General features: G+C 48.9%; 24 protein-coding genes and 1 tRNA gene. All 25 read left to right on the top strand.

Features of this window, described 5'->3' with window-relative positions:
* Positions 1-188 precede the first annotated feature (188 nt).
* The 25 genes from ACO0LL_RS08295 to ACO0LL_RS08175 all read left to right on the top strand — a co-directional run bounded on the left by ACO0LL_RS08295 (position 189) and on the right by ACO0LL_RS08175 (position 26,093).
* Positions 189-1,748: a PQQ-binding-like beta-propeller repeat protein gene (locus tag ACO0LL_RS08295; RefSeq protein ID WP_422950395.1), complete on the top strand. Its 1,560-nt coding sequence runs from the start codon at positions 189-191 to the stop codon at positions 1,746-1,748.
* Positions 1,749-1,998: 250 nt separating this feature from the next.
* The gene (gene pssA / locus ACO0LL_RS08290; RefSeq protein WP_422950394.1) at positions 1,999-2,868 is read left to right on the top strand and encodes a CDP-diacylglycerol--serine O-phosphatidyltransferase; all 870 of its coding nucleotides are present in this window, start codon (positions 1,999-2,001) and stop codon (positions 2,866-2,868) included.
* A gap of 410 nt (positions 2,869-3,278) precedes the next feature.
* A complete protein-coding gene (locus ACO0LL_RS08285) occupies positions 3,279-4,817 on the top strand; it encodes a 2-isopropylmalate synthase (RefSeq protein WP_422950393.1) in 1,539 nt (512 codons plus the stop codon).
* A gap of 130 nt (positions 4,818-4,947) precedes the next feature.
* Positions 4,948-5,217, top strand: a complete 270-nt coding sequence (gene rpsO, locus ACO0LL_RS08280; protein ID WP_110253976.1) for a 30S ribosomal protein S15 — start codon at positions 4,948-4,950, stop codon at positions 5,215-5,217.
* 225 nt (positions 5,218-5,442) lie between these two features.
* On the top strand, positions 5,443-7,599 hold the full coding sequence (gene pnp, locus ACO0LL_RS08275) for a polyribonucleotide nucleotidyltransferase (RefSeq protein ID WP_422950392.1): 2,157 nt from the start codon (positions 5,443-5,445) through the stop codon (positions 7,597-7,599).
* 125 nt (positions 7,600-7,724) lie between these two features.
* Positions 7,725-8,705: an NAD(P)H-quinone oxidoreductase gene (locus tag ACO0LL_RS08270; RefSeq protein WP_422950391.1), complete on the top strand. Its 981-nt coding sequence runs from the start codon at positions 7,725-7,727 to the stop codon at positions 8,703-8,705.
* A 189-nt stretch (positions 8,706-8,894) separates the two neighbouring features.
* Complete coding sequence (gene tpiA / locus ACO0LL_RS08265; protein ID WP_422950390.1) at positions 8,895-9,638, top strand: triose-phosphate isomerase; 744 nt, start codon at positions 8,895-8,897, stop codon at positions 9,636-9,638.
* Between the two features lie 41 nt (positions 9,639-9,679).
* A complete protein-coding gene (gene secG, locus ACO0LL_RS08260; protein WP_422950389.1) occupies positions 9,680-10,072 on the top strand; it encodes a preprotein translocase subunit SecG in 393 nt (130 codons plus the stop codon).
* 85 nt (positions 10,073-10,157) lie between these two features.
* Positions 10,158-10,242 (top strand) — tRNA-Leu (locus tag ACO0LL_RS08255).
* Positions 10,243-10,354: 112 nt separating this feature from the next.
* On the top strand, positions 10,355-10,714 hold the full coding sequence (locus tag ACO0LL_RS08250) for an NADH-quinone oxidoreductase subunit A (RefSeq protein WP_110253971.1): 360 nt from the start codon (positions 10,355-10,357) through the stop codon (positions 10,712-10,714).
* 6 nt (positions 10,715-10,720) lie between these two features.
* Positions 10,721-11,197, top strand: a complete 477-nt coding sequence (locus tag ACO0LL_RS08245; RefSeq protein WP_422950388.1) for a NuoB/complex I 20 kDa subunit family protein — start codon at positions 10,721-10,723, stop codon at positions 11,195-11,197.
* A gap of 29 nt (positions 11,198-11,226) precedes the next feature.
* A complete protein-coding gene (locus tag ACO0LL_RS08240) occupies positions 11,227-11,823 on the top strand; it encodes an NADH-quinone oxidoreductase subunit C (protein WP_422950387.1) in 597 nt (198 codons plus the stop codon).
* Positions 11,823-13,076: an NADH-quinone oxidoreductase subunit D gene (locus tag ACO0LL_RS08235; protein WP_162059349.1), complete on the top strand. Its 1,254-nt coding sequence runs from the start codon at positions 11,823-11,825 to the stop codon at positions 13,074-13,076. Before ACO0LL_RS08240 ends, ACO0LL_RS08235 begins: the two co-directional genes overlap by 1 nt.
* A gap of 37 nt (positions 13,077-13,113) precedes the next feature.
* Positions 13,114-13,599: an NADH-quinone oxidoreductase subunit NuoE gene (nuoE, locus tag ACO0LL_RS08230; protein WP_422950386.1), complete on the top strand. Its 486-nt coding sequence runs from the start codon at positions 13,114-13,116 to the stop codon at positions 13,597-13,599.
* Positions 13,599-14,894 carry an NADH-quinone oxidoreductase subunit NuoF gene (gene nuoF, locus ACO0LL_RS08225; protein WP_422950385.1) on the top strand — a complete coding sequence of 432 codons (1,296 nt, stop codon included), beginning with the start codon at positions 13,599-13,601 and terminating at the stop codon, positions 14,892-14,894. Before nuoE ends, nuoF begins: the two co-directional genes overlap by 1 nt.
* 32 nt (positions 14,895-14,926) lie before the next feature.
* A complete protein-coding gene (nuoG, locus tag ACO0LL_RS08220; RefSeq protein ID WP_422950384.1) occupies positions 14,927-17,233 on the top strand; it encodes an NADH-quinone oxidoreductase subunit NuoG in 2,307 nt (768 codons plus the stop codon).
* Positions 17,233-18,297 carry an NADH-quinone oxidoreductase subunit NuoH gene (nuoH, locus tag ACO0LL_RS08215; RefSeq protein WP_422950383.1) on the top strand — a complete coding sequence of 355 codons (1,065 nt, stop codon included), beginning with the start codon at positions 17,233-17,235 and terminating at the stop codon, positions 18,295-18,297. The genes nuoG and nuoH overlap by 1 nt, the downstream gene beginning before the upstream one ends.
* A gap of 12 nt (positions 18,298-18,309) precedes the next feature.
* Positions 18,310-18,798: an NADH-quinone oxidoreductase subunit NuoI gene (gene nuoI, locus ACO0LL_RS08210; protein WP_422950382.1), complete on the top strand. Its 489-nt coding sequence runs from the start codon at positions 18,310-18,312 to the stop codon at positions 18,796-18,798.
* A 16-nt stretch (positions 18,799-18,814) separates the two neighbouring features.
* On the top strand, positions 18,815-19,462 hold the full coding sequence (locus ACO0LL_RS08205; RefSeq protein ID WP_422950644.1) for an NADH-quinone oxidoreductase subunit J: 648 nt from the start codon (positions 18,815-18,817) through the stop codon (positions 19,460-19,462).
* Positions 19,463-19,777 carry an NADH-quinone oxidoreductase subunit NuoK gene (nuoK, locus tag ACO0LL_RS08200; protein WP_162041807.1) on the top strand — a complete coding sequence of 105 codons (315 nt, stop codon included), beginning with the start codon at positions 19,463-19,465 and terminating at the stop codon, positions 19,775-19,777.
* Positions 19,778-19,874: 97 nt separating this feature from the next.
* The gene (gene nuoL / locus ACO0LL_RS08195) at positions 19,875-21,962 is read left to right on the top strand and encodes an NADH-quinone oxidoreductase subunit L (RefSeq protein ID WP_422950381.1); all 2,088 of its coding nucleotides are present in this window, start codon (positions 19,875-19,877) and stop codon (positions 21,960-21,962) included.
* Positions 21,963-21,988: 26 nt separating this feature from the next.
* Positions 21,989-23,482 carry an NADH-quinone oxidoreductase subunit M gene (locus ACO0LL_RS08190; RefSeq protein WP_422950643.1) on the top strand — a complete coding sequence of 498 codons (1,494 nt, stop codon included), beginning with the start codon at positions 21,989-21,991 and terminating at the stop codon, positions 23,480-23,482.
* A gap of 82 nt (positions 23,483-23,564) precedes the next feature.
* On the top strand, positions 23,565-25,040 hold the full coding sequence (gene nuoN, locus ACO0LL_RS08185; protein WP_232062983.1) for an NADH-quinone oxidoreductase subunit NuoN: 1,476 nt from the start codon (positions 23,565-23,567) through the stop codon (positions 25,038-25,040).
* A gap of 11 nt (positions 25,041-25,051) precedes the next feature.
* Positions 25,052-25,534: a DUF2818 family protein gene (locus ACO0LL_RS08180; protein WP_422950380.1), complete on the top strand. Its 483-nt coding sequence runs from the start codon at positions 25,052-25,054 to the stop codon at positions 25,532-25,534.
* Positions 25,527-26,093, top strand: a complete 567-nt coding sequence (locus ACO0LL_RS08175) for an NUDIX domain-containing protein (protein ID WP_422950379.1) — start codon at positions 25,527-25,529, stop codon at positions 26,091-26,093. The genes ACO0LL_RS08180 and ACO0LL_RS08175 overlap by 8 nt, the downstream gene beginning before the upstream one ends.
* Positions 26,094-26,101 lie beyond the last annotated feature (8 nt).

Raw genomic sequence — 26,101 nt, 5'->3', positions numbered from 1 at the left:
CTACAACAGGTACGACTACCGGAACTACAACAGGTACGACTACCGGAACTACAACAGGTACGACTACCGGAACTACAACAGGTACGACTACCGGAACTACAACAGGTACGACTACCGGAACTACAACAGGTGGCGGAGTTGCAGTAGCTGTTTCCAATGATCCCGGACTCGCACTGGCTCCCAATGCATTGAACGCGGTTATATGGCCAAATGAAAAGCGTCAAATCGTTGTTCAAGCCCGTGCGACCCGGAATTTCCCTGACATCATCAACATAGGCATTATTGACATCAACGGCGGAATTAAGCCTGATGTGAAAGTTAATGCTATTGATACTTATACCTATCAAGCCACGCTGGAAGTCGCGTCTAATCTATCACCTGGTGTTTATTCCGGTGTCATCGAAATACGCCTGTGTAAAGATAATCCGCTTATATGCAAGCAAGCGCATCAGGGCTCGCCATGGAAATTGCCGTATCGTTTTGAAGTCAAGGCCGCTGTTTTGTCGCAGTTGTCACCACTCCCCGGTGCGTATGACTGGTCGGCCTTTCAGGGTAATTCCAGCCATAGTGGAAATGTGCCTGTCAGCCTTGATCCGAATAAATTCTCATATCGTTTCGAGAAAAAAATTCAGGCAAGTGATAGTTTTGGTAATGCATTGTCAAGACTTGTTACGCAGAATAGTGGTTTTTATTTTGTGCAGTTGGACGATACTAAAAACCAGATTCTTTACGCTTTAAATGAAAATGATGGAAGCGAAAAATGGCGGGTTAATCTTAGCAATGGCCCTGTTTATAAACCAAGCTATATTCCGCCTGTATCACCGACACCAGCAATCTACCAAAACAAGATTTATGCGCAAACCTCGGCCCAGCCTGAAGTAAAAGTATTTGATCTGGGCAGTGGTCAGTTTTTGGGGCAGACCAATATTGGACAAGTATATTCCGTCAATGGCATTGGTGAGCTGGTTGCTGATGTCAGCGGCGTTTATGGACAGGCATCCTATAGTTCGGGTAATTTAAGCTTTGAAGATTTTGGCGTCAGTTTATTCAGATCGGCGTTTGTTATTGACCCGGATACGTACAAAGTCAAATCTGTGGCCAAGTTCCGGTTTGATTCCAGCATGCTGACATTTAATGATCAATCCGTAATGGCGTATCGTTCAACCACGGTGCAGAAAGAAAAGAATAGTCAAGCAGCAGAACGTGTTGGCTTAAGCATTTTCAATAAATTTGGTAGTGGCACACCCGTGACACTTTTTTCTGATTATCAATTCATCAATATGAATGCGATTTCTGTATATTGCCCTGACAGGAATGCGTTTTTGAGTTTTCAAAAGCCAGAAGGCTTCAATTCATCAATTGTTATTTTTGATCTTGCCGCAGGTAAGTTTGCTGGTAGTTCATCAACCAGTTATACAAATAGTTCACTTGTTTGCTCAAAAAACACAGTATTTGCCATTACCTGGCCCGGGACTTTAAGCGCATTGGATATCAATACAGGGCAAGTGCTATGGCAGTGGAAGCCAGCTTTGGATGATACGTTGCAGGTGTACAGTACTCCACAGGCTATGTTGGTGACGAACAATCTTCTTTTTGTTTCAGGCGATAAAAATACCTATGCAGTTGATTTGAACACACATCAAACTGTATGGACTTATTCTCATGCGGGCGAACTATCGCTATCCAGGAATGGTATTCTTTATATTAAGAGTCGGGATAACACTATCGTTGCATTCAATTTGAAGTAAGTTGTGAATGTCTTCAGAGACCGATCAAAGTAAAAATCGCCCATCAGGGCGATTTTTACTTTGATCTTCCATGATCGCCTCACCAAACTGTAGGTCTATTTTTTAATTGAATGTGAATGAAGATGTATATTGGAGCTTGCAACGTGAAAGATGCATTTGTTTTCATTGCTAATAATCGGGGTTATACTTCGCACACTTTTTCATCCCTTGCCCAGGTAAGAGATATATTTTACAGATTACGATAGCAAGAATGGCACCAATACTAAAGCGAAAGCCAAAAGGTAGTTTTAAGCTCTTTCCCAAGGGTGCGCGCAAGAATGCACCTGTGAGCGCTCATGTGGGTGAAGATGTGCGTGTGCCAGTCAAACCCAGGCGCGGCATCTATCTTTTGCCGAATGCATTTACAACTGCAGCCTTGTTTTGCGGTTTTTATGCGATTGTCATGGCAATGGATCAACGTTTTGACCAGTCTGCACTGGCAATTTTCGTGGCTATGGTACTGGATAGTCTGGATGGGCGCGTCGCCCGCATGACCAATACTCAGAGTGAGTTTGGGGCGCAATACGATAGTTTGTCAGACATGATTTCCTTTGGTGCTGCACCGGCACTGGTGGCTTATGAATGGTCGTTGAAGGGAATGGGCAAGCTTGGCTGGCTGGCGGCTTTTGTCTATTGCGCCGGTGCAGCTTTGCGTCTGGCACGTTTCAATACCAATATTGGTGTCGTCGATAAGCGGTATTTCCAGGGCTTGCCCAGTCCTGCTGCTGCGGCGCTGGTTGCCGGCTTTGTCTTGCTGATGGAGGACTTGCATTTTCTTCGGCACGACTTGAGCTGGAGTACCTGGAGTATCACCTTGTTCGCTGGGTTGACGATGGTGACCAATGTGCCTTTTTATAGTTTCAAGGACGTGAACCTGCGTAAGTCAGTGCCATTCATTGCGCCTTTCCTCATCGTGCTTGCCTATGTTGCGGTAGTCAGTGATCCGCCCAAGGTTTTGTTTGGTTTGTTTGTCCTGTATGGTTTGTCTGGTTATGTCGTCTTGCTGTGGCGCTGGCGCAAGGGCAGGCCAGTCAGCATCGTGCAGACTACTGTGGATGATCATCACCATGATGATAAATAAGTCTTCATCAAAAAAGTCGATATCAAAACGCGCAATGCCAGATTAAATTCGGCGTTTTTCAAGAAAAGCCGCAATACGGAAAATGTATCGCGGCTTTTTTGCTTTTTTGCCTCATAAAAACAGGATTTTCCTGCTATAAATTCTTGCACTTTTCTGCCTTTGCGCTTATAGTCTTTGGCATGAACTTCGCATCTACATCAATAGCAAAAAACACTATGGCAGGCCTGTCTGGTCTGCTATCGCTATTGCTGGCATCTCTACTAGCGTTCACGCGCTAAATCCCCCTATACCCACAATTCGAGTAGTCTCACCACCCATGTGCGTCTTGCAAGGGTAGGTCAAAGAATATTCACAGTTTGCAGTTTTACATCTACGACATTTCAGACTTAAATCATATCAGGAGCAATAACATGGCCGACAAACTCATCATATTCGACACAACTTTGCGCGATGGAGAGCAATCCCCTGGTGCATCCATGACCAAGGATGAAAAAATCCGTATTGCCAAGCAGCTGGAAAGAATGAAAGTCGATGTGATTGAAGCTGGTTTTGCGGCGGCGTCTCCTGGCGATTTTGAATCTATCAAGGCGATTGCTTCCATCATCAAGGACTCAACGATCTGCTCTTTGTCGCGCGCCAATGACCGCGACATCGCCCGCGCAGCAGAAGCCTTGCAGGCGGCGCAACGCAAGCGTATTCATACCTTCATCGCGACGTCTCCTCTGCACATGGAAAAGAAATTGCGCATGACGCCGGACCAGGTGCTGGAGCAGGCCATACAGGCTGTGCGCTATGCCCGCAACTTTACAGATGATGTCGAATTCAGCCCTGAAGATGGTAGCCGCTCAGATATGGATTTCCTGTGTCGTGTGCTGGAAGCGGTTATTAAAGAAGGTGCAACGACGATCAATTTTGCTGACACAGTCGGCTATGCCGTTCCTGAACTCTACGGCAATATGTTGAAGTCTTTGCGTGAGCGTATTCCCAATTCCGACAAGGCAGTCTGGTCTGTGCACTGTCACAATGACCTGGGTATGGCGGTGGCCAACTCCCTGGCCGGCGTCATGATAGGTGGTGCCCGCCAGATTGAATGCACCATCAATGGTCTGGGCGAGCGTGCTGGTAATACGGCTCTGGAAGAAATCGTCATGGCCGTACGCACCCGCAAGGACTATTTTGATTTGCAGCTGGGCATAGATATCAGCCAGATCGTGCCAGCATCCAAGCTGGTATCGCAAATCACCGGTTTTGCCGTTCAGCCTAACAAGGCTGTGGTTGGTGCGAATGCCTTCGCCCATGCATCTGGCATCCATCAGGATGGCATCTTGAAAGCGCGTGATACTTACGAGATCATGCGTGCTGAAGATGTGGGCTGGAGCGCGAACAAACTGGTCCTGGGCAAATTATCTGGCCGTAACGCCTTCAAGCAGCGCCTGGAAGAGTTGGGCATCGCGCTGGAATCAGAAACTGAAGTTAATGCCGCCTTTGCCCGCTTCAAAGAGCTCGCCGACCGCAAGTCGGAAATATTCGACGAAGATATTCTTGCCCTGGTGTCTGATGAGGAGCATGCACAAAATAACGATGCCTTCCATTATGTGTCTCTTTCGCAGCGCTCTGAAACTGGCGAGTTGCCTTATGCCAAAGTCGTATTTACTTCAGACGGCAAGGAAGTGACTTGTGAGGGCAATGGTAATGGTCCGGTTGATGCCATTGTGAATGCCATCGATTCCAAGGTGCAGAGTGGCGCAGAACTGTTGTTGTTCTCGGTGAATGCAATCACTACTGGCACTCAGTCGCAGGGTGAAGTCACCATGCGTTTGTCCAAGGCTGGCCGCATCGTCAATGGGGTGGGTGCTGATCCTGATATCGTCGTTGCTTCAGTGAAAGCTTATTTGTCGGCATTGAATAAATTGCAATCGAAGACAGAGAAGCTGAACCCACAGATTTAAAGCAGATTTGATTCTGGCTAAAAACGGTGTTATAGTCACGCGTTCCGTCATTCCGGCGGAATTGTTGTGTCACGATAATGATGGTTTGTATGGTTAATATGACTATTGTTATCGCATGTTAAGGAAAATCATGTCTATCGAAAAAAATGCAAAAGCCGCTATCGTAGCGGACAATGCCCGTGGTCAAAACGACACAGGCTCTCCTGAAGTGCAAGTTGCTCTGTTGACTGCACGTATCAATGACCTGAATGGTCACTTCAAAGCACACTCTAAAGATCACCACTCACGTCGTGGTTTGATCATGATGGTTAACCGTCGTAAGAGTCTGTTGTCCTACCTGAAAGGTAAAGACTTGAATCGCTATCGCTCACTGATCGAAAAACTCGGCTTGCGTAAGTAATTCTTGCTGAATTTAGCAAAAGATTTGTAGCAAAAAGCCTGCGTCATTTAACTGTCGCAGGCTTTTTGTCCATCTAGAGTTTTGGTTTCACTTAGTTTTATCCAGTTTTAGCCCGGTTTTTGATGTAAATATTAAAAAACAGGCAAAAAGCAGTCCAGGCGGATTGCTCGTGGTGAGGTGAACGACAGCGCCTGAAAATCTGTCGGCAAATAGAAAGGACACATTGTGTTTAATAAAATTACTAAAACCTTCCAATATGGTCAGCACCAGGTAACACTGGAAACCGGCGAAATCGCTCGCCAGGCATCGGGTGCAGTCCTGGTATCCATAGAAGATACCGTTGTATTGGCGACTGTCGTTGCCAAGAAAGATGCAAAACCAGGTCAGGATTTCTTTCCTCTGACCGTGGATTACATGGAAAAAACTTACGCTGCTGGCCGTATTCCTGGCGGTTTCTTCAAGCGTGAAGGTCGTCCATCAGAAAAAGAAACACTGACTTCCCGTTTGATCGATCGCCCGATCCGCCCTCTGTTCCCAGAAGGCTATCTGAACGAAGTTCAGGTCATCATTCATGTATTGTCCGTCAATCCAGAAATCGACCCTGATATCGCTGCGATGATCGGTGCTTCTGCAGCGATTTCCGTTGCTGGCATCCCATTCAGTGGCCCGGTAGGTGCGGCACGTGTTGGCTATATTGATGGCCAATATGTATTGAACCCAACCGCAACTCAGCTGAAACAATCCAAGCTTGATCTGGTTGTTGCCGGTACTGAGCAAGCCGTGTTGATGGTTGAGTCTGAAGCGCAGCAATTGTCTGAAGAAATCATGCTGGGCGCAGTTGTTTACGGCCACACGCAAATGAAAGCTGTAATCGATGCGATCCATGAATTGGTACGCGACGGTGGCAAGCCTGAAGTGCAATGGGCACCTGCTGCAAAAAATGAGCCGCTGATCGCTGCTGTTACAGCAGTGGCAGAGCCTCTGTTGCGCACTGCGTATCAAACCAAAGAAAAACAAGCACGTACTGAACAATTGAAGGCGGCAACGTCTACAGTTGCTGCAGCACTGGCTGAGCAAGCTGCTGCCAAAGGCGAAGCTGCTCCTGATTCATCTGAAGTTGGCAATATCCTGTTTGATCTGGAAGCGAAAATCGTTCGTTCCCAAATCCTGGAAGGCGAGCCACGTATCGATGGCCGTGATACACGTACTGTACGTCCTATCACTATCCGCACTGGCGTTCTGCCACGTACGCATGGTACAGCCCTGTTCACACGTGGTGAAACTCAGGCTCTGGTGATTGCGACTCTGGGCACTGCCCGTGACGAGCAAAAAATTGATGCGCTGATGGGTGAATACTCTGACCGCTTCATGCTGCATTACAACATGCCCCCGTTCGCTACTGGCGAAACAGGCCGTGTTGGCACACCTAAGCGTCGTGAAATCGGTCATGGTCGTCTGGCTAAACGTGCATTGCAAGCTGCTTTGCCTGATCCGGAAGATTTCAGCTACTCAGTCCGTCTGGTATCTGAAATTACAGAATCCAATGGTTCTTCTTCCATGGCTTCCGTCTGCGGCGGCTGCCTGGCGTTGATGGATGCTGGTGTACCAATGAAAGCACACGTTGCTGGTATCGCCATGGGCCTGATCAAGGACGGCAACAAGTTTGCCGTTCTGACAGACATCCTCGGTGATGAAGATCACCTCGGCGACATGGACTTCAAAGTAGCCGGTACTGCAGAAGGCATCACTGCCCTGCAAATGGATATCAAAATCCAGGGTATCACTAAAGAAATTATGCAAGTCGCTCTGGCGCAAGCTAAAGAAGGCCGTATTCATATTCTTGGCAAAATGCAAGAAGCTGTGCCAGTCGGTAATACAGAATTGTCTGACTTTGCGCCACGCCTGATCACCGTCAAGATCAATCCGGAAAAAATCCGTGACGTGATCGGTAAAGGTGGTGCGGTAATCCGTGCCTTGACAGAAGAAACTGGCACGCAAATTGATATCAGCGATGAAGGTATCGTGACGATCGCTTCTGTTGATGCAGCAGCTGGACAGGAAGCCAAGCGCCGTATCGAAGAGCTTACTGCAGAAGTTGAAGTTGGCAAAATCTATGAAGGTACAGTCTTGAAATTGCTGGACTTCGGCGCGATCGTACAAATCATGCCAGGTAAAGATGGTTTGCTGCACATCAGTCAGATCGCCAATGAGCGCGTGAATGCAGTTGCTGACTACCTCAAAGAAGGTCAGCAAGTACGTGTAAAAGTACTGGAAACTGATGACCGTGGTCGCTTCAAGTTGTCGATGAAGGCAGCAGCTTCTGAATCTGAAGCACCAGCTCAGCCGCAACAGCAGCAACAGCAGCAACAACAGCAGCAGTAATAAATTCTAAGGTCTTCTGACCTTTCAGAGTTAAAAACGCCCGTCTCGCACGGGCGTTTTTTTATTGGCTTACAATTGCGTACTGTATTGCTGGACCCCTACAAAGGCTGAAGATGAAAACTGAAATGCGCGCAATTGAAATTACCCAATATGGCAAGCCTGAAGTCTTGCAGATTTGCAGCAGGCCTGTGCCAGTGCCGGGTAAGGGCGAGCTATTAATCAAGGTTGCCGCGGCTGGTGTGAATCGCCCTGATGTCTTGCAGCGCCTTGGTTTTTATCCTGTGCCGCCAGGTGCTTCAGATTTGCCGGGCCTGGAAGTGGCTGGCGAAATAGTCGGTGGTGATGTGCAGGGTAGTGGTTTTGAGTTGGGTGACCAGGTTTGCGCATTGGTGCAGGGCGGTGGTTATGCGGAATATTGCGTGGCGCCAGCGGGTCAGTGCTTGAAGGTGCCTGCTGGTCTTTCCATGGTGGAAGCGGCTTCTTTGCCAGAAACTTATTTTACAGTCTGGAGTAATGTATTTCAGCGCGCGCATCTGGTGCCGGGCGAAAGTTTTCTGGTGCAGGGCGGTACTTCGGGTATAGGTGTGGCAGCCATCCAGATTGCCAAGGCGCTGGGACATAGGGTGTTTGCCGCGGCGGGCTCGGATGAAAAATGCAGAGCGACAGAAAAACTGGGTGCTGAGCGCGGCATCAATTACAAGACTGAAAATTTCGTCGAGCTCATCAAGGAATTGACGGCAGGTAAGGGTGTCGATGTCATTCTGGATATGGTCGCGGGCTCCTATGTGCCAAAAGAAATCAATTGCCTGGCAGATGATGGCCGGTTGGCGATTATTGCCCTGCTAGGTGGTAATTCGGCGGAGCTTGATCTGGCGCAGGTCTTGCGCAGGCGTTTGACGGTGACGGGTTCGACATTGCGCCCACGCTCCGTTGCATTCAAGGCAAAAATCGCGACACAACTGCAAGAGCAAGTCTGGCCGCTGTTGGCATCGAAAGAAATAGTCCCCGTCATACATCAGGTTTTCCCTCTGGAGCAAGCTGCTCAGGCGCATGCGATGATGGAAGAGGGTTTGCATATAGGTAAAATCATGCTGGCTCTGGATTAGTTGTTGCTTGTTATTTTTTTATTAAACCTGTGTCTGGATGTGTCGAAGTTTACAAAATTGCCATATTGCTCATAAATTTGATGTAATTATGTCTTTATAGTAACTTCGGAATGTAAAAACTGGTCTTGCTGGTTTGACCCTGTCTGCAGCGAAGGCTACAATAGACGGTTATTTATATTTTGGCTCACTATGCGACGCACCTTAATAGCCGGTAACTGGAAAATGAATGGTAGTTTTGCTGCCAACCGTTCATTGTTGTCTGAAGTCAAGGCGGGTTTGCCTGCCAGTTTGCAGTGTGACGTGCTGGTCTGTGCTCCTGCGCCCTATTTTGCGCAGTGTGCAGAATTGTTGAGTGGTACTGCTGTGAGCTGGGGTGCGCAAGATGTATCTGTGCATGCGCATGGTGCTTATACGGGTGAGATTTCTGCTTCCATGTTGCAGGATTGCGCTTGTAAATATGCGATTGTCGGACACTCTGAGCGCCGTGCTTATCATGCTGAAACAAACGAGCTGGTAGCGCACAAGGCGCAGCAATTGTTGAAGCATGGTGTCTTGCCTATCGTCTGCGTCGGTGAAACCCTGGAGCAGCGAGAAAGTGGTCAGACGAATGCGGTTGTAGCGGCGCAGTTGAATGCTGTGCTGGATGTGCTGGATAGCCTTAATGGCCTGGTGATTGCCTATGAACCCGTCTGGGCGATAGGTACGGGTAAAACCGCAACGCCTGAAATGGCGCAAGAAGTGCATCATTTCCTGCGTCAGCAAGTGGCTGTCCGTGATGCGGGTGCGGCAGAAAAAGTACAGATTTTGTATGGTGGTAGCATGAAGCCGGAAAATGCCAAAGAGTTATTGGCAATGCCCGATATTGATGGTGGTTTGATTGGCGGGGCTGCACTGAAGTCACAAGACTTTCTTGCAATTATCGCTGCCAGTTAATTGGTTTATTGTAGTACTTAATTTTTACTTGGATGTTTTGAATGCAAACTTTACACACGTTGGTCATCGTTATTCAGATTCTGTCTGCATTGACAATTATTGGTCTGGTTTTATTGCAGCACGGTAAAGGTGCTGATATGGGTGCCTCTTTTGGCTCTGGCGCTTCTGGTAGTTTGTTTGGTGCAACTGGTTCTTCCAATTTCTTGTCCAAGGCGACGGGTATAGCTGCTGCGATATTTTTTGCGGCAACCCTGGGTCTGGCGGTATTCAGTACTGGCGCCCGCAAGCCTTCTGGTGGTGTCATGGAAGGTGTGACTGTAGTTCAGCCTGCGACAAATGCTGCACCTGCGAGTGCGCCGGCCGCAGCTTCTGCTGCAGCTGCAACATCCGCACCGGCTTCTTCTGCTGGTCAATCGGGTCAGATTCCAAAATAATTTGATTTTGCCCAGCAAAAAACATTGAATTGCTGCAATTGCGCGTTGAACAATGAGGCTATACATAGTAGAATGCTGGGCTTAAGCCGACGTGGTGAAATTGGTAGACACGCTATCTTGAGGGGGTAGTGGCGAAAGCTGTACGAGTTCGAGTCTCGTCGTCGGCACCAAAAAAATAGGGTCAGTTTTCTTTGCTGATCCGGTCGAGGAAGCTTTATTTCTTGTGGTTTGATCTTAAGAAATAAATGCTTCAATCTGGCATTCAATTACAGGTAGCCTAACGTGAACCTCGAAAATTATTTCCCAGTTCTTCTCTTTATTCTGGTTGGTATCGCCGTAGGTGTGGTGCCGCAAATCCTGGGGCGTGTTCTTGCTCCATACAAACCAGACTCACAAAAAAATTCTGCTTACGAATGCGGTTTTGAGGCATTCGAAGATGCGCGCATGAAGTTTGACGTGCGCTACTACCTGGTGGCGATTTTGTTTATTTTGTTTGACCTGGAAACGGCATTCTTCTTCCCTTGGGGTGTGGCAATGCGTGACTTGGGCTGGACAGGTTTTCTGATTATGCTCGGCTTTGTGCTCGAGTTCGGCGTTGGATTTTGGTACATCTGGAAAAAAGGCGCTCTGGATTGGGAGTGATGGATTATGTCAATTGAAGGTGTATTCAACGAGAGCTTTGTTACGACAACAGCCGACAAACTGATCAACTGGACGCGTACCGGCTCCATGTGGCCCATGACTTTTGGTCTGGCCTGCTGCGCGGTCGAGATGATGCATGCTGGTGCTTCCCGTTATGATCTGGATCGCTTTGGTGTGGTGTTTCGTCCTTCTCCGCGTCAGTCTGATGTCATGATTGTTGCCGGTACGCTGTGCAATAAGATGGCACCTGCGCTGCGCAAGGTATATGACCAGATGGCCGAGCCTCGCTGGGTTATTTCCATGGGTTCTTGCGCCAATGGTGGCGGTTACTACCATTATTCGTATTCAGTAGTACGTGGTTGCGACCGTATTGTGCCAGTTGATATTTATGTGCCAGGTTGCCCGCCAACCGCAGAAGCACTGATGTACGGCATCATACAGTTGCAAAACAAGATCAAACGTACCAATACCATTGCTCGTTAATCGTGCGATCGCTGGGGCAATATTAAATTATGACTACCAAACTGGAAAACCTTGAGGCAGCAGTAAAAAATGTCCTGGGTGAGCGTATTCTGGACTTGAAGAATGCGCTGGGTGAAATCACCATCGTGGTTTCTGCGACTGCTTATCTGGATGTCATGCGCACTTTGCGTGATCATGCAGAAACCAGTTTTGAAGAACTGATCGACCTTTGCGGTGTCGATTACTCTGCTTATGGTGATGGCTTGTGGGAAGGTGCGCGTTTTGCTGCCATTTCGCATTTGCTGTCGATTAAGCATAACTGGCGTTTGCGTGTGCGCGTGTTCGCGCCGGATGATGAAATGCCAGTCGTACCTTCGCTGATCGATATCTGGAATGCAGCCAACTGGTATGAGCGCGAAGCGTTTGATCTGTACGGTATCCTGTTTGATGGTCACAATGACTTGCGTCGTATTTTGACTGACTATGGATTTATCGGTCACCCATTCCGTAAAGACTTTCCAGTTTCCGGCTATGTTGAAATGCGTTATGACGCAGATCAAAAGCGCGTCGTTTACCAGCCTGTCACGATAGAACCACGCGAAAATGTGCCGCGTGTGATTCGTGAAGAAAATTACGGGATGAAATAATGGCTGAGATTAAGAATTACACCCTGAACTTTGGTCCTCAGCATCCTGCAGCGCATGGTGTGTTGCGTCTGGTGCTGGAGCTTGATGGTGAAGTGATACAACGTGCCGATCCGCACATTGGTCTCTTGCATCGCGCGACTGAAAAATTGGCTGAGCAAAAAACTTTCCTGCAATCCGTGCCTTACATGGATCGCTTGGACTATGTATCCATGATGGCCAATGAACATGCGTATGTCATGGCCATAGAAAAGATGCTGGGCCTGGAAGTGCCTTTGCGTGCGCAATATATCCGCGTCATGTTTGATGAGATTACTCGTCTGCTGAACCATTTGTTGTGGATAGGCGCGCATGCGCTGGACGTCGGTGCGATGGCGGTGTTCCTGTACGCATTCCGTGAGCGTGAAGACCTGATGGATTGCTATGAAGCAGTCTCAGGTGCACGTTTGCATGCTGCTTACTATCGCCCAGGTGGTGTGTATCGTGATTTGCCGGATCAAATGCCGCAATTCACTGTATCGGCCTTGAAGAATGAAAAAGCGATGAAGTTGCTGAATGAAAACCGTCAGGGTTCCCTGCTGGATTTCATTGAAGACTTCACCAACCGTTTCCCAAAATATGTCGATGAATACGAAACACTGTTGACCGACAACCGTATCTGGAAGCAGCGTCTGGTTGGTATTGGTGTGGTGTCTCCTGAGCGCGCCATGGCCATGGGTTTTAGTGGTCCTATGTTGCGTGGTTCCGGTATCGAATGGGATTTGCGCAAGAAGCAGCCGTATGAAGTCTATGACTTGCTGGATTTTGATATTCCAGTTGGCGTCAATGGCGACAGTTATGACCGTTACCTGGTGCGCGTAGAAGAAATGCGCCAGTCCAACCGCATTATCAAACAGTGCGTAGAGTGGCTGAGAAATAACCAGGGCCCGGTGATTACTGATAACCACAAGGTTGCGCCACCACATCGCGTGAACATGAAGTCGAATATGGAAGAACTCATCCATCACTTCAAACTGTTCACCGAAGGTTTCCATGTTCCTGCTGGCGAAGCTTATGCCGCAGTTGAGCATCCAAAAGGCGAGTTTGGTATTTACTTGATGTCCGATGGTGCTAACAAGCCTTATCGTCTGAAAATCCGTGCGCCAGGTTTCGCGCATTTGCAGGGTTTGGATGAAATGGCAAAAGGTCACATGATTGCTGATGCGGTAACGATCATCGGTACTCAGGATATTGTGTTTGGTGAGATTGACAGATAAAGCGGCGTCCTGAGGACGTCGAATCGAGGCATTAGCTATGGTGTTATCAGAGCAGGCATTTAAAAAAATTGATCGCGAACTTGCAAAGTTCCCGGCTGACCAGCGCCAGTCCGCTGTGATGGCCGCATTGGCTATTGCCCAGGATGAAACTGGCTGGGTATCCCCGGAAGTCATGCAGACCCTGGCTGACTACATCGGCATGCCCGCAGTAGCAGTGCAGGAGGTCGCGACTTTCTACAATATGTACAACACCAAACCGGTGGGCAAGTTCAAGATTTCGGTCTGTACCAACCTGCCTTGCGCCTTGTCTGGTGGCGAACGTGCAGCACATCACCTGAAGCAAAGACTTGGTATCGATTACAGGGAAACTACGGCAGATGGCCAGTTTACCCTGGTTGAAGGCGAATGCATGGGTGCCTGCGGTGATGCACCTGTCATGCTGGTCAATAACAAACGCATGTGCAGTTTCATGTCGAATGAAAAAATTGACGGTCTGGTCAATGAATTGAAAGAGGTTAAATAATGACGAGTCTGCATAATCGCCATATTAAGCCTTTAATATTGGCTGGCCTGGATGGCAAAAACTGGCATCTGCAAGATTACGTAGCACGCGGCGGCTATGAATCCCTGAAGCGTATCCTCAATGAAAAAATCCCTCCTGAGCAAGTGATTGCTGAGTTGAAGGCTTCTTCATTGCGTGGTCGCGGTGGTGCGGGTTTTCCTACCGGTTTGAAGTGGAGCTTCATGCCACGTCAGTTCCCTGGTCAAAAATATCTGGTCTGTAATACAGATGAGGGCGAGCCTGGTACATTCAAGGATCGTGACATCATCCGTTATAACCCGCATGCCCTGATTGAAGGCATGGCCATAGGCGCTTACGCCATGGGTATCACGGTGGGTTACAACTACATCCACGGCGAAATTTTTGCTGACTACGACCGTTTCGAAGAAGCGCTGGAAGAGGCACGTGCAGCCAATATGCTGGGCGACAAAATTGCCGGTTCTGAATTCAACTTCCAGTTGCATGCATTCCACGGTTATGGCGCCTACATCTGTGGCGAAGAAACAGCCTTGCTGGAATCACTGGAAGGCAAGAAAGGGCAGCCACGCTTCAAGCCGCCTTTTCCGGCCAGCTTTGGTTTGTATGGCAAGCCAACCACGATCAATAACACAGAAACTTTTGCAGCCGTACCTTTTGTGCTGGCCATGGGCGGTGAGAAATACGCTGCACTGGGCAAGCCAAATAATGGTGGCACCAAGATTTTCTCCATGTCTGGCGACGTAGCAAAACCTGGCAATTACGAAGTACCTATGGGTACACCGTTTGCCACCTTGCTAGAACTCGCTGGCGGCATGCGTGACGGTAAAAAAATCAAGGCAGTGATCCCTGGTGGCTCATCCATGCCGGTATTGACTGGTGATGTGATGATGGCGACTGACATGGATTATGACTCCATCGCCAAGGCCGGTTCCATGCTGGGTTCTGGTGCTGTCATCGTCATGGATGAAACACGCTGCATGGTCAAGTCACTGTTGCGCCTGTCTTATTTCTATTTTGAAGAATCCTGTGGTCAGTGCACACCTTGCCGTGAAGGTACCGGCTGGTTGTATCGCATGGTGCACAGGATAGAACATGGTCATGGCCGTCCAGATGATCTGGATATGCTGAACTCCATTGCTGACAATATTCAGGGCAAAACGATTTGTGCTCTGGGCGATGCAGCAGCGATGCCGGTACGCGCAATGATCAAGAATTTCCGCGAAGAATTTGAATATCACATCGAGCATAAGCATTGCTTGGTGCCCACTTACATGTAAGCCAGCTTCGGTTAGCACACTTAGAGTAGACCATGGTTGAAATCGAAATAGACGGCAAAAAAGTCGAAGTCCAAGAGGGCAGTATGGTGATGGATGCTGCCAATAAGCTTGGCACTTACATCCCTCATTTTTGCTATCACAAAAAATTATCTATTGCGGCCAATTGCCGCATGTGTCTGGTTGAGGTTGAAAAAGCACCTAAGCCTTTGCCTGCCTGCGCGACGCCTGTCACGCCGGGCATGATCGTCCGTTCTTCCAGCGACAAGGCAGTAAAAGCACAAAAAGCTGTGATGGAATTCCTGCTCATCAACCATCCGCTGGATTGCCCTATCTGCGATCAGGGTGGCGAATGTCAACTGCAGGATCTGGCAGTTGGTTATGGTGGTACGGCATCCCGCTACGATGAAGAAAAACGCGTGGTATTCCACAAGGACGTAGGTCCTCTGGTATCCATGGAAGAAATGAGCCGCTGCATACACTGCACACGCTGTGTTCGTTTTGGTCAGGAAATCGCTGGCGTCATGGAACTGGGCATGCTCAACCGTGGCGAACATTCTGAAATCACTTCCTTCGTTGGCAAAACGGTTGATTCCGAATTGTCAGGCAATATGATCGATCTGTGCCCGGTAGGCGCACTGACGTCCAAGCCTTTCCGTTATTCCGCCCGTACCTGGGAATTGTCACGCCGTAAATCAGTCAGTGGTCATGATGGCCTGGGTTCTAACCTGATCGTTCAGGTCAAGAACCACAAGGTCATGCGCGTAGTACCGCTGGAAAATGAAGAAATCAATGAATGCTGGATTTCTGACAAAGACCGCTTCTCTTACGAAGCACTGAACAGCACAGAACGTCTGACCAAGCCCATGATCAAGCAGGGCGGGTTATGGCAGGAAACGGACTGGCAGACTGCACTCGAATATGTTGCGCATGGCCTGCGTAACGTCAAGCATGAGCATGGCGCTGATGCTATCGCTGCGGTTGCTGCACCAAGTTCTACTCTGGAAGAACTTACGCTGTTGCAACGCGTTGTGCGTGGCCTGGGTTCTGATAATGTTGATTTCCGTCTGCGTCAGTCTGACTTTGCGTTGGATTCTTCTGTCAAGCCTTGGCTGGGTACCAGCATCGCCAGGTTTGGGCAGTTGAAAAATGTTTTCGTTATCGGTTCCTTCCTGCGTAAGGATCATCCTTTGCTGGCAGCCCGTCTGCGTCAATCAGTAAAAATGGGTGCCAAGCTCAGCATCCTGCATGCGACGAATGATGAATTGCTCATCAAGCTGGCGAATAATGCAATCGTAGCTCCATCACTGTGGACAGCTTTCCTGGCTGAAGTTGCCGTTGCTATCGCAGCTAAAAAAGAAATCGCCAAACCAGCTGGTTACGACGCAGTACAAGCATCTGCCAAAGCAGAAGCGATTGCGGCCAGCCTGCTGGCTGGCAATGCCGGTGTATTCCTCGGCAATACAGCGTCTTACCATCCAGAAGCCTCGCAATTGCACGCACTGGCACAATGGATAGCTGAAAACGCAGGTTCAGAATTTGGTTATCTGATAGAAGCAGCAAATACAGTTGGTGGCTACCTGACAAATGCGATTCCTGCCAACAATGCCAAGCCAGTATTCACTGAAGCCAAAAAAGCTTATATCGTTTTGCACGCCGAGCCTTTGCTTGACAGCGCGCATCCGGTACAAGCCAAAGCCGCTTTGGATAGTGCTGAAATGGTCGTCGTCATGTCGCCATTTAAACATGGTGCTGAATATGCTGACGTTTTGCTGCCAGTGTCTCCATACACAGAAACATCCGGTACTTTTGTGAACTGCGAAGGCCGTGCACAAAGTTTCCATGGTGTAGTCAAACCTCTGGGCGATACCCGTCCTGCATGGAAAGTCTTGCGCGTACTTGGTAATTTGCTGGGCCTGGAGAACTTTGATTTCGAGACAGCAGAAGCAGTGCGTGCAACAGTATTGACGCAAGCTGACCTGACTACGCAATTGAACAACACATCCAGGCTAGCTCCATCAGTTCCTGTCAAGGCTGCTGCTGGCATGGAGCGTATTGCTGACGTTGGTATTTACAGCACAGACGCTATCGTACGCCGTGCAGAATCCCTGCAACTGACAGCCGATGCCCGCGCACCGCAAGCATGGATCAGCTCTGCTGATGCTAGCAAGCTGGGCATCGCCGAAGGTGACATGGTCAGACTGAGCAAAACAGGTTCTACCCTGATCCCTGTCGGAATCGATCAATCTCTGCCTGAGAATGTAGTCAGGATTGCTGCAGGCCACAACCTGACAAGTAATCTGGACGGTATGTTCGGCGCGATCAAACTGGAGCGTGCATAATGAATTTGCTGCTCTCTATCCATGAATTTGGTCAGCACTACCTGGGCGCCTTTTGGATGCCTTTGTGGACGCTGCTCAAGATCGTTTGCATCACTTTGCCAGTCATGGGCTGTGTAGCCTACCTGACCTTGTGGGAACGCAAAATGATAGGCTGGATGCACATCCGTCTTGGCCCGAATCGCGTAGGTCCTGCAGGTTTACTGCAACCTATTGCTGACGCGCTGAAGCTGCTGCTCAAAGAAATCATCATCCCGGCAAAAGCAAACAAAATCTTGTTCGTGCTGGCGCCTATCATGACCATCATGCCAGCGCTGGCAGCCTGGTCGGTGATCCCTTTTGGCCCTGAAACTGTCCTGGCGAACGTCAATGCAGGTTTGCTGCTGATCATGGCAATCACCTCGATGGAAGTCTACGGCATCATCATCGCCGGTTGGGCATCCAACTCCAAGTATGCTTTCCTTGGTGCCATGCGTGCATCTGCGCAAATGGTGTCGTATGAAATCGCCATGGGCTTCGTACTGGTGATCGTGCTGATGGTATCTGGCAGTTTGAACATGACTGACATCGTCAATGCCCAGACCAAAGGTTTTGCAGCCAGCTATGGTTTCAACCTGTTTTCATGGAACTGGTTGCCGCTGTTGCCTATGTTCGTGGTGTATGTGATTTCCGGTATTGCTGAAACCAATCGTCATCCGTTTGACGTGGTTGAGGGTGAATCCGAAATCGTTGCCGGTCACATGGTTGAATACTCCGGCATGTCTTTCGCCATGTTCTTCCTGGCTGAATACGCCAATATGATTTTGATCTCTGCCATGGCATCTTTGATGTTCCTCGGCGGTTGGTCTGCACCGTTCAGTTTCCTGGATTTTATCCCTGGCTGGATCTGGCTCGGTATCAAGACTTTTGTTGTGGTTTCCATGTTCATCTGGGCTCGCGCATCTTTCCCACGCTATCGCTATGACCAGATCATGCGTCTGGGCTGGAAAGTATTTATCCCGCTGACTCTGGTGTATCTGGTTATCGTCGCAGCATGGATGCAAACTCCATGGAATATTTGGAAGTAAGAGGCTAAAAAAATGGAAGCAATCAAGGATTTTTTTGGCAGCCTGATGCTGCGCGAACTGATCAAGGGCCTCGCCCTGACAGGTCGCTATATGTTCGCCCGCAAGATCACGGTGCAATTTCCTGAGGAAAAAACACCACAGTCTCCACGTTTCCGTGGCTTGCATGCTTTGCGTCGCTACCCGAATGGGGAAGAGCGTTGCATCGCCTGTAAATTGTGTGAAGCAGTGTGCCCGGCAATGGCAATCACGATTGAATCTGATCAGCGTGCTGACGGTACTCGCCGTACTACCCGTTATGACATCGACCTGACCAAGTGCATTTTCTGCGGTTTCTGCGAAGAGTCTTGCCCGGTCGATTCCATCGTGGAAACCCACGTACTGGAATATCACGGTGAAAAACGCGGCGATCTATATTTCACCAAAGAGATGTTGCTGGCTGTAGGTGATCGTTACGAGCCACAAATTGCAGCAGCGCGCGCCGCTGATGCCACATACCGCTAACTGGACCTGGTTCGATATGGAATTTACTACCGTTTTATTTTATGTTTTCGCAGCGATCATGATAGTCGCTGCGATCCAGGTGATTTCTGCACGCAATCCTGTGCATGCCGCCTTATTTCTGGTCCTGACTTTCTTCAATGCGGCAGGTATCTGGATGTTGTTGAAGGCCGAGTTCCTGGCCATCGTGCTGGTGCTGGTGTATGTCGGCGCGGTCATGGTGTTGTTCCTGTTTGTGGTGATGATGCTGGATATTAATCTCGATAAACTGAGAGAAGGTTTCTGGAGTCACTTCCCGTTGGCTGCAGCAGTTGGCGTCATCATCGTGCTGGAAATGTCGGCAGTGTTGTTGCGCGGCTTTTTGCGTCCGGACAATCATGTACCGGCAGCAGCTGACAAGATAGGTAACACCAAATACCTGGGTATAGAGATTTTCACGCATTACCAGTTTGCTTTTGAGGTTGCAGCGGCCATTCTGTTGCTGGCTATCGTTGCTGCAGTTGCACTGACTTTGCGTCGCCGTAAAGACAGCAAGTATTTTGATCCTGCTGCTGCGGTCAAAGTAAAAGCCAAGGACCGTATCCGTATCGTCAGCATGAAAGCTGAATCCGAACGCGCTGAGAACAATGCCACTGCTGCGGCAGCTACTGTGAATCCGGAGGCTTAAATGGCTTTGACTTTGAGTTTGACGCATTACCTGATTTTGGGCGCAATCCTGTTTGCGATTTCCATCGTCGGTATTTTCCTCAACCGTAAAAATATCATCGTCTTGCTGATGGCGATTGAATTGATGTTGCTGGCAGTGAATATCAATTTCATCGCGTTCTCCCATTATCTGGGTGATGCAGCAGGGCAGGTATTCGTGTTCTTCATACTTACCGTTGCTGCTGCTGAGTCAGCAATAGGTCTGGCGATTCTGGTGGTCTTGTTCCGTAATCTGGATACCATCAATGTCGAAGATCTGGATGCATTAAAAGGTTAATCAGGTTAATGGTGCGGATTGTCGCCTGCTGCGGCAGTCCGGTAGTCCGGTATAGGCTGGCGATTTAGAAAAGTAATAAAGCTAACAAAGGGTCATCATGGCGGGGCAACTTAACCCACAATTATTATTGGCAGTACCACTGGCGCCCCTGGTCGGGTCTGCTATTGCAGGTCTGCTAGGAACGAAGTTTTTCGGCAACGTCGTTGGCCGCAAGGTATCGCATACAGTCACCATACTCGGTGTGTTGATTGCATTGATCATCTCTTGCATGACCTTGTCTGCCGTGTTGGATGGCGCAACATATAACGAGACCCTGTATCAATGGATGAAGGTTGGTAACATGAAGCTGGAAGTCGGCTTCATGGTCGACAGCCTGACAGCCACGATGATGTGCGTCGTGACTTTTGTGTCGCTGATGGTGCATATCTACACAATTGGCTATATGGCAGAAGACGAGGGCTATAACCGCTTCTTCTCGTATATCTCCTTGTTCACCTTCGCCATGCTGATGCTGGTGATGAGTAACAACTTCCTGCAATTGTTCTTTGGCTGGGAAGCTGTGGGCCTGGTATCTTATTTGCTCATTGGTTTCTGGTACACCAAACCAACAGCCATCTACGCCAACATGAAAGCCTTTTTGGTTAACCGTGTCGGTGACTTTGGTTTTATCCTGGGCATAGGCTTGCTGGTCGCCAATACTGGTTCCATGAACTATGTTGAAGTATTCGCCAAGAAAAATGAACTGGCAGCCATGTTGTTGCCACATACAGACTGGATGCTGATTACTGTTGCCTGTATCTGCCTGTTCATTGGTGCGATGGGTAAATCGGCGCAGTTCCCCCTGCATGTCTGGTTGCCAGATTCCATGGAAGGCCCGACTCCGATTTCTGCACTGATCCATGCGGCGACCATGGTTACCGCAGGTATCTTCATGGTGTCACGCATGTCACCATTGTTTGAATTGTCTGACACTGCCTTGTCCTTCATCCTGGTGATCGGTGCGATTACTGCACTGTTCATGGGTTTCATGGGCATCATCCAGAACGACATTAAACGCGTGGTAGCTTATTCCACGCTGTCACAACTGGGTTATATGACAGTGGCACTGGGTGCTTCTGCTTACTCGGTTGCGGTATTCCATCTGATGACGCATGCTTTCTTTAAAGCGCTTTTGTTCCTGGGTGCCGGTTCCGTCATTATCGGTATGCATCATGATCAGGATATCCGCAACATGGGTGGTTTGAGGAAGTACATGCCGATTACATGGCTGACATCTCTGGCTGGTTCGCTGGCATTGATAGGGACACCATTTCTGTCTGGTTTCTATTCCAAGGACAGCATTATCGAAGCAGTGCAGGCCAGCCATTTGCCTGGTGCCGGTTTTGCCCAGTTTGCTGTGCTCGCAGGTGTGTTTGTGACAGCATTCTATTCCTTCCGTATGTATTTCCTGGTCTTTCACGGCAAGGAAAATTTTGGCAAGGCGCATGCACATGATCATCACGATGACCATAAAGATGCACATAAGGATGCACACAAAGATGATCACCACGCTGCCGATGATCATCATGACGATCACCACCATGGTCTGGCGCCTGGTCAAAAACCGCATGAGTCACCGTTAGTTGTCTGGTTGCCTTTGGTTCTGCTGGCGATTCCTTCGCTGTTTATCGGTGCGATTGCAATTGAACCGATGTTGTTTGGCGGTTTCTTCAAGAACGTGATTTTTGTCAATGAAGCACATCATGCCATGGAGGAACTGCACCACGAATTCCACGGCGCTGGTGCGATGGGTTTGCATTCCTTCATGACGCCACCATTCTGGCTGGCGCTCGCAGGCGTGGTGACAGCTTATGTGTTCTATATGGTCAAACCGGAAATTCCAGCGGCGATCAAGAAGGCAGTTAACCCGCTGTACACCTTGCTTGAGAATAAATACTACATGGACCGTTTTAACGAAATCGTGTTTGCCGGTGGCGCACGTGTACTCGGTGGCGGTTTGTGGAACATTGGTGACAAAGGCCTCATCGATGGCCTGGTAGTTAACGGCAGCGCCAAATTGGTTGGCTGGGTCTCCAAACTGATACGTCATTTGCAGAGTGGTTATATCTATCACTATGCATTTGTGATGATACTCGGCGTGATGGGTTTCCTGGCTTATACAGTGCTGTTTCCCTTTGCTAAATAAGTGACCACGGCTATAAAAAGATAATTATTATGCAGTCAACTTCTACTCTACTTAGCCTTTCGATCTGGTTACCGATAGCCTTCGGTATCTTCATACTGGCCTTTGGTCGCGATAACAATCCTGCGCTGGTGCGCGGTGTTGCGCTGATCGGTTCGATTTGCAGTTTTATTGTCACGCTGCCTTTGATCAAACTTTTTGACAATACTGCGCATGGCATGCAGTTTGTTGAAAAACACAGCTGGATAGAACGCTTCAATGTGTTCTATGCATTGGGTATAGACGGCATCTCTTTGTGGCTGATACCTTTGACAGCCTTCATCACCGTGATCGTGGTCATCGCCGCCTGGGAAGTCATAGAAAAACAAGTCTCCCAATACATGGGTGCCTTCCTGATTTTGTCAGGCTTGATGATAGGTGTGTTTTGCGCGACTGACGGCATGTTGTTCTATGTCTTCTTTGAAGCGACGCTGATCCCTATGTATATCATCGTCGGTGTCTGGGGTGGCCCGAACCGTGTGTATGCTGCGTTCAAGTTTTTCCTGTATACCTTGATGGGTTCTCTGCTGACACTGATAGCCATTATCTACCTGTATCTGAAAGCCGGTCATTCCTTTGATATTCTGGTGTGGCATAAACTGCCTTTACCATTGACAACTCAGATCATGATTTTCTGCGCCTTCCTGATGGCGTTTGCAGTCAAGGTACCTATGTGGCCAGTACACACCTGGTTGCCAGATGCCCACGTTGAAGCGCCGACTGGTGGTTCTGTCGTGTTGGCAGCCATCATGTTGAAATTGGGTGCTTATGGCTTCCTGCGTTTCTCTTTGCCTATCGCTCCTGACGCCAGCCATTACATGGCAGGTTTCATGATCACGCTGTCACTTATCGCCGTTATTTATATCGGCCTGGTGGCACTGGTACAAAAAGATATGAAAAAGCTGGTGGCGTATTCTTCGATTGCGCACATGGGCTTTGTGACTCTGGGCTTCTTCATGTTCAACGACATGTCAGTGCAGGGCGCTATCGTACAGATGATTTCTCACGGCTTTATCTCTGGTGCGATGTTCCTGTGTATCGGTGTCTTGTATGACCGCGTACATTCCCGTGAAATTGCTGACTACGGTGGTGTAGTCAATACCATGCCTAAATTTGCAGCCTTGTTCGTGTTGTTCTCCATGGCTAACTGCGGCTTGCCGGCAACTTCCGGTTTCGTTGGCGAGTTCATGGTCATCCTGGGTGCAGTCCAGTTCAATTTCTGGATCGGCATGCTGGCAGCAACGGCGCTGATTTTTGGTGCAGCTTACTCTTTGTGGATGGTCAAGCGCGTCGTGTTTGGCAATATCACGAATGAACATGTGGCCCACCTGAGCGATTTGAACAAACGTGAATTCTTCATGCTGGGTGTGTTGGCAATAGCGGTATTGGTGATGGGTTTGTATCCAGCACCATTTACAGATGCAATGCAAGTGTCGGTAGCTGATCTGTTGCGACATGTGGCAGTCGCTAAGCTGATACCTTGACCGGGAATTTGGATACGCAAGCCACGGCAGTCTGCATCAGATAGTTGTGGCAGCAGATCAATGCTAGTAAAAATTGAATAATATGAACCTGATACCACTTTACCCTGAAATCTTTTTGCTGCTGGCGATTTGCGGCATCTTGCTGACTGATATGTTTTTGCCGGATAGCAAACGCAATGTGACGTATGCGCTCAGCATACTGGCATTGACGATCTGTGGTGTCCTGACAGTGGTATTCGCTGATCCGGTGAAGTCGGAATACGTCAGTAACAATATGTTCGTTTCTGACCCTATGGCCGTACTGCTGAAGCTGTTCTCTTATATCGCAGTAGGCGTGACTCTGATTTATTCCCGTCAATACGTCAGCGATCGCGCGATGACCAATACCCACCTTGGCGGTGAGTACTATGTGCTGGCGCTGTTTGCCTTGCTGGGTCAGATGGTGATGATTTCTGGTAATAATTTCCTGGTGATCTACCTTGGTCTGGAATTGATGTCCCTGTCACTGTATGCCCTGGTAGCCTTGCGTCGTGACCATACCGTTTCTACTGAAGCGGCGATGAAGTATTTCATCCTCGGTGCGCTGGCGTCCGGTTTCATGTTGTACGGTATTTCCATGTTGTACGGTGCTACGGGCTCTTTGCAGTTGAATGAAGTTGTTAAAGTCACTGCAACTGCAACAGCCAATAAAACTATCCTGGTTTTCGGTATCGTTTTCCTGGTTGCGGGTCTGGCATTCAAACTGGGTGTAGTGCCTTTCCATATGTGGGTACCTGACGTGTATCAGGGCGCACCAACTGCGGTGACTTTGCTCCTGGGCGGCGCACCCAAGCTGGCGGCGTTTGCAATTACCTTCCGTTTGCTGGTAGAAGGGTTGTTCCCGCTGGCTGTTGATTGGCAACAGATGCTGGTGGTGCTGGCGGTCTTGTCGATGGCGATAGGTAATCTGACCGCGATTGCGCAAACCAACTTGAAGCGTATGCTGGCTTATTCCACCATTTCACAAATGGGCTTTATGTTGCTGGGTATGTTGTCTGGCGTGGCAAATGGTAATTCTGATCTGGCAGTCGATGCTTACAGCTCTTCCATGTTCTACAGCATCACTTATGTATTGACGACGCTGGGTACCTTCGGCGTCATTATGTTGCTGGCACGTTCAGGTTTTGAAGCAGAAAATCTCGAAGACCTGAAAGGTCTGAACAAGCGCAATCCATGGTTTGCCCTGGTCATGCTGCTGCTGATGTTCTCGCTGGCTGGTATTCCACCTATGATGGGCTTCTATGCCAAGCTGTCGGTCTTGCAGGCGGTTTTATCTACTGGCAAATTGTGGCTGGCTATCGTTGCCGTATTGTTCTCGCTGATCGGTACTTTCTATTATCTGCGTATCGTCAAACTCATGTATTTTGATGATCCGGTAGATAATAGTCCTATCGTTGCCAGTGCTGACATGCGCATGGTTTTGAGCGTGAATGGTCTGATGGTCGTGGTTCTGGGGATCTTGCCAGGCTCGTTGATGACAGCCTGCGTGAACGCCATCTCCAATACACTCAAATACTGATACGGCCAGCAGTGGGTAATTCTGCATCGACCTGGTTGATCATCGTGTTGGCAGTTCTGGCTGCCAACCTGCCTTTCTTGAATGAGCGCTGCTTTGCTATCATAGGCTTGCAGCGCTTTGCATTTCTCAAATCTATTTTCTTTTGGAAATCAGTTTCATCATCTGCAGTCGATTTAACTGGTGCCGCGCCTGGTGGCGATGATGACCATGTGAATGCGACACCTGTCGTCACCGATGATCTGCCTGTACGCAATATCCCTGTATATGCTGAGGTACCGCAATTGAATGCAGTGCAGGTCAAGTCTCTTTGGGTGCGCCTTCTTGAACTCATCATTTTGTATTTTTGTGTAGGCGGTATTGCTGCTGTTCTAGAATCTTCCGCAGGCAATCGTTTCCCGCAAGGATGGGAATTTTACGCCATCAATGCCTGCCTGTTCCTGGTACTGGCTTTCCCTGGTTTTGTGTATCGTTACCTGAAGCGCAATCATGGCTGAGAAAATCACCAGCAAGCTGGATCTGCAAGAAAACAAGATCAGCAGCGAGCTGGTGTATGAGGGCAGCTTCCTCAAAGTCGATAAAGATGTTGTGTCCTTGCCTGATGGACAGACTGCCACCCGTGAATACATACGCCACCCTGGTGCAGTCGTTATCATTCCCTTATTTGACGATGGCCGCATCCTGCTGGAAAAACAGTTTCGTTATCCCTTGCATCAGGTCTTCATAGAATTCCCAGCTGGCAAGATAGATGCAGGCGAAGACCCCTTGCTGTGCGCCCAGCGCGAATTGCGCGAAGAAACCGGCTATACAGCCAGTGACTGGTCTTTCGTCTGCACCATACACAACGCCATCGCTTATTCCGACGAACATCTCGACATCTACCTGGCCAAAGGCCTGACGGCAGGGCAGGCCGCCCTGGATGAAGAAGAGTTCCTCGAAGTATTCACCGCCACCCTGCCAGAGATGCTGGACTGGATTAAATCCGGCCAGATCACCGACGTAAAAACCGTCATAGGCACATTCTGGCTGGAGAAAATCCTGGCCGGTAAGTGGTGATTGCGGGT

The sequence above is a fragment of the Undibacterium sp. TC4M20W genome (assembly GCF_049340245.1).
In the GTDB taxonomy this organism is placed as follows: Bacteria; Pseudomonadota; Gammaproteobacteria; order Burkholderiales; family Burkholderiaceae_D; genus Undibacterium.
The sequence above is the reverse complement of the archived record's forward strand: the minus strand, read 5'-3'. Positions and strand labels throughout refer to the sequence as shown.